Origin of the sequence: Neobacillus niacini (assembly GCF_031457145.1) — a bacterium.
GTDB classification, from domain to species: Bacteria; Bacillota; Bacilli; order Bacillales; family Cytobacillaceae; genus Neobacillus; species Neobacillus niacini_J.
This window is the reverse complement of sequence record NZ_JAVDVZ010000034.1, coordinates 1-4,049: the sequence shown is the minus strand read 5'-3', so window position 1 is coordinate 4,049 and position 4,049 is coordinate 1. Positions and strand designations below refer to the sequence as shown.

6 protein-coding genes are annotated in these 4,049 nt (G+C 33.1%); 3 read left to right on the top strand and 3 right to left on the bottom strand.

Going from position 1 to position 4,049, the window contains the following annotated elements; all coding sequences use genetic code 11:
- Positions 1-258 precede the first annotated feature (258 nt).
- Positions 259-561 carry a helix-turn-helix domain-containing protein gene (locus J2Y03_RS28820; protein ID WP_310200705.1) on the bottom strand — a complete coding sequence of 101 codons (303 nt, stop codon included), beginning with the start codon at positions 559-561 and terminating at the stop codon, positions 259-261.
- Between the two features lie 383 nt (positions 562-944).
- Between J2Y03_RS28820 and J2Y03_RS28815 the strand changes: the two genes are divergently transcribed.
- On the top strand, positions 945-1,346 hold the full coding sequence (locus J2Y03_RS28815; protein WP_310200703.1) for a hypothetical protein: 402 nt from the start codon (positions 945-947) through the stop codon (positions 1,344-1,346).
- 130 nt (positions 1,347-1,476) lie between these two features.
- Here the strand turns inward: J2Y03_RS28815 and J2Y03_RS28810 are convergent, their stop codons facing one another.
- Together J2Y03_RS28810 and J2Y03_RS28805 are read right to left on the bottom strand one after the other, a co-directional pair.
- A complete protein-coding gene (locus J2Y03_RS28810) occupies positions 1,477-1,902 on the bottom strand; it encodes a ferritin-like domain-containing protein (RefSeq protein WP_132097213.1) in 426 nt (141 codons plus the stop codon).
- 132 nt (positions 1,903-2,034) lie between these two features.
- Complete coding sequence (locus J2Y03_RS28805; RefSeq protein WP_310200700.1) at positions 2,035-2,271, bottom strand: multidrug ABC transporter ATPase; 237 nt, start codon at positions 2,269-2,271, stop codon at positions 2,035-2,037.
- A 233-nt stretch (positions 2,272-2,504) separates the two neighbouring features.
- Between J2Y03_RS28805 and J2Y03_RS28800 the strand changes: the two genes are divergently transcribed.
- Both J2Y03_RS28800 and J2Y03_RS28795 read left to right on the top strand, forming a co-directional pair.
- Positions 2,505-2,780, top strand: a complete 276-nt coding sequence (locus J2Y03_RS28800; protein WP_310200698.1) for a hypothetical protein — start codon at positions 2,505-2,507, stop codon at positions 2,778-2,780.
- A 120-nt stretch (positions 2,781-2,900) separates the two neighbouring features.
- Positions 2,901-3,278 carry a hypothetical protein gene (locus J2Y03_RS28795; RefSeq protein WP_310200696.1) on the top strand — a complete coding sequence of 126 codons (378 nt, stop codon included), beginning with the start codon at positions 2,901-2,903 and terminating at the stop codon, positions 3,276-3,278.
- The last annotated feature ends 771 nt before the right edge of the window (positions 3,279-4,049 follow it).

Here is a 4,049-nt window from a genome sequence, read left to right as displayed (position 1 = left end):
TGGAACGCCTAATGCGGTGAAAATCGCACGTTGGGTGTGGAGCAGGGGAAAAGATGGAGATTACATCAAAATCTTACCTATTGCTATTAAAGTAATGGGGGCTTTAGTTCAATAAGAAGTAAATAAGAAACCCACATATTAGATATGTCTACTATGTGGGTTTCTTTTATATTCAAATGTTCTAGTAAACTAACATATATATAAGCTATTCTAGTCTGTTTGTTTTTTATAAGGGAATTTTTTTATAAAAAACTCTAACTAGTTAATAAATGACTCAATCATTTCTGTGATTTTTTTCCTTTGTTGTGGGCTTAACTTTTTTGCAGTAATAATCAGGTTTAACAAATCTGGAGGAAGACTTTTATTATCCTCAAATAAATCGACTATCGTTATTTCTAATGCTTCACAAATTTTGTAAAGGGTTTCAATTGACGTAGAACGTACATTACTTTCAATTCTACTAATTGTGGATTGATTAACACCAGCAAGGATTGCAAGTTGTTCAGTTGATATGTCTTTACTTAATCTTATTCTTCTAATTCTTTCTCCCAAATTATTCATACAAAACCCTCATTTTATGTTTTATAATTAAGCTTTTTATATATTTGTATAAGTATAAATATCATAGCAAAAATGAATAAAAAAAAGTTTACTTATGCCAAATTGCATAATATATGTATAAAAATATGCCTAAAGGGAATAATTCCTGATATAAACCCAACTGAGAGGTGTAACGATGTCAATTGATAACCTTCGAGGAAATATCTAATAGGAGTGTTTATCTGGCAGGAATAGCTAAGGAAATTTGGAACTTTAATAATGTAGTTTAAATAGGGAAGACTGCTTTAGTCTAAGTAGATTTAAAGCTCTTTTGGTATTTAAATGCAGAAATTATATAGGGTAAATGCAGAGTCTGGAAAGGTTTGTAAATTGGTGTGAATAATTTGATGAAGAAACTTCTAATTATTCTAGTTTTTAGTTGCAGTATATTGTTAACAGGGTTTAACGCAACTGATGAGAGAGAAGTAACTTTTCTTGTTAGTTCGATGATTACTGCAATAAATGAAAAAGATGCCGAAGGTTATATTCAAACCTTAAGTGATTATTTTATTAAAGTAACTTATGGTGATAAGGATTTCATAAGGCAAAATATTGAGAATTTTGGTCAGATAGATTTGTTAGAGTTTGAAGTAGTATCTATAATTACTTATACCTCCTATGCATATTACAAACTGATCCATACAAGTGAAAATTATAGGAAAACAACCTTTTTGGGTGAAATGATATTGGTAAAGTCAAATGAAGGTTGGAAAATTCATTATGTTTCAGAGGAAGAATTATTATAATTTGATATGTTAAGTAAACTAAAGGAGCAGGTTAAGAAGAGGGGGAACTTATATATCGGTCTTTTTTTGCAATTGAAAAATAATGTGCAATAGCAAAATCCAACATAATCGCTGGCTAGCTACAAATCGATTACTGATGATTCATAAAATATAAAAACCAAACAGCGTGGTTTTGTTCATCAGCAGAGGCTTGCGTAAATGCGTTTCTGATGTTGTCATAATTGTATTTCCTTGCAATTCCATGATAAAAATCTACCGTTTCCTGTTCATCTATAAATGCGGCTAGCACTCCACTTTTATAATCTTTTGAGCATTGTTCCGTGATTTTAGGGGTTGGCTGATTTCCAGTTAATGAAAAATAAATCTGAGCAAAAGCGTGATAGTGTCTTATTTCATCATTTCTGATTTCAAAGATTTTGTTTTTAACCCCAATATTCGGAGCCTGATTTGCTAATGCTTCATAGCAATGAATAGCACGATATTCTCCATTGATTGCTTTCGAAATATCATTGATGATTTCCATGTTTGCAGAAGGCTGCATTGAGTTAAGGTTCATTAAATTATCACCTCCAATCTCAATATATGGGTTAAATTAATAAAATGAAGCTTATCCTACAAGATAAGTTCTTATTAATGAACAGTTCGTAAGATTAAATTCCCTTGCTTAGAAGTAGCTTCTTTATTTGTTTTATTTCTCTAGATAAATCATTAATCTGTTTTGCATAGTATGTAGGTCGCTATTACTGTTCATGATATTGTTCTGATTACTCTGTTGTGCTTCTTGTAGAGCAAGTGCGGCAGCGACTGTTGAAAGGTCATCACCTAGTGTAGTTATTAATCCTGCAATAACTGCAAGCTGTGCCGCTTGATTTTCCATATTGAAATTTTGAGGTTCAGGTTTAGGGGAATTATGGTTATCTTTCATCAATGTATCCTCCTCCTCACTATCTATCTAAGTGCATCTTATGTAACAATGAATTCCTTGTGTGGGTAAAATACCAGAATGTTTGACAATAAACAGAGTAAATGGAGTGAACACTTCGAACTAATCGTGAAGAAATTCACTTAAGCTAACGGGTGCTTGAGTGAATTTCGTTGATGCAACTCAAGCCCTTTTGGCATAGCCTAGAACAGTTACAAAATAAGGAAGGGGATATTATGAGTAATAATATTGAGAATGGTGGGAAAGACTCTAATTCTGTTGATATTTTACAATTAGTTGGACAATGGTTAACCACAACAGGAGATGCAAAAAGCTTTGTAGGGCAAGCAATTGCATTAGAAAATGATAAGCTACAGCAAATTCAAGACCAAAAAGAGAAAGAACCACAAGAATTGCAACTATTGCAACTTCAACAAACCCTTCAACTAATGACACAGACAGAGGAAATAATAAGACTTTTACAAAAACAAATAGAAAACAGAGCTTTATAACAGGATTAACGATTAGGTTTATAGAATGGCTGAAATAAGAATAGAATTGATTATATAGGTCCATCTTACTGTTTACTTTACGATCATATAAATCCTTGTTTATAGTTATGGGGTGAGTTCATGAAGAAGAATAAAAGGCTTTACATTGCCCCTCCTGTCCCTCCTACAGCCAACAATAACGGTAATAACTCTAACTCTAATTCAACCTTTGCGAATTTTGAATATAAGCCACCTAATAATATTGGGAATATTATAGGTATTTTTGGCGATGTATTGGTTACTGTGGGTGACGCTTTGGGGACTATTGGGGCAATCATTCAACTAGATATAGATGTTTCTGCCGATTTGCAATCACAGGTGGATGATTTTAAGTCAAATCAAGAGAAGGATAAGATGCGGGAAGAGATTGATGATCTCAAGGAACAGGTGAAAGAGATTGATGATCTCAAGGAACAAGTGAAACTGCTTGTGAAAATAATTAAGAGTAACCAAAATTAAGAGGTTACTCTCTTTTTATTTATCTTCGCAATTTTGTATGATTTATCCTGAAGTTTTCATATTAACATCAGAAAACAGAATATTCGAAGTTGAGATTCTTGCAAAACCAAGAAGAATTTTAAAAATCGAAGAAGAAAATGATTTTGATTAATACTACAAATATGAATATAGGGGTGGGATGTTTAACAAGGCATTACTTTTTTGTTTGATTAACGAAGAAGCTTGTGAAGTATTATACTGTGCGAAACGTTTCCTTATAAGTGCCAAAGCACGAAATAGGAGGATTGCTGAAAGGCAATTACAACTGATTAATCGAAACTCGGAATGAAAGCCGTCATGTTGAGCTGAAACGAGTTATCTGATACTCCTGCATGCATGGAATGGTAGTAGCCCGAACGTGTATGAAGCTAGGTGAAGTCGGCTGAAATGTACCTAAGTTCTTAAACAGAATATGATTCATGATAGGTCGGGATGCTACAAAATATCTATGGTGAGAATGTCCAGATGGACTGACGAACTTGCGAATGTACGGGTCTAGAAATTAATACGATCGAAAGACGTATGCTGTAAATGCAGTGTCAAACACCGAAAAGTACGACTAGTAGATAGGAACCTCGGAATATCTAACTAAAGAGGATATAGAATTGACAGGCTTAAAGTAAGCACCTACAGATATATGTAAAGCTAGGTTAATCGGAACGTTGTAAGTAAGAAACATCCACTATTAAAAGACTACTATCTGGATGGTGTCTATAAGATAAATAAACATCG

Bases quoted from the DNA above. Each gene is read 5' to 3' on its own strand.
- J2Y03_RS28810 (WP_132097213.1), bottom strand. From the start codon at position 1,902: ATGAACCTTAACTCAATGCAGCCTTCTGCAAACATGGAAATCATCAAT.
- J2Y03_RS28820 (WP_310200705.1), bottom strand. From the start codon at position 561: ATGAATAATTTGGGAGAAAGAATTAGAAGAATAAGATTAAGTAAAGAC.
- J2Y03_RS28795 (WP_310200696.1), top strand. From the start codon at position 2,901: ATGAAGAAGAATAAAAGGCTTTACATTGCCCCTCCTGTCCCTCCTACA.
- J2Y03_RS28805 (WP_310200700.1), bottom strand. From the start codon at position 2,271: ATGAAAGATAACCATAATTCCCCTAAACCTGAACCTCAAAATTTCAAT.
- J2Y03_RS28800 (WP_310200698.1), top strand. From the start codon at position 2,505: ATGAGTAATAATATTGAGAATGGTGGGAAAGACTCTAATTCTGTTGAT.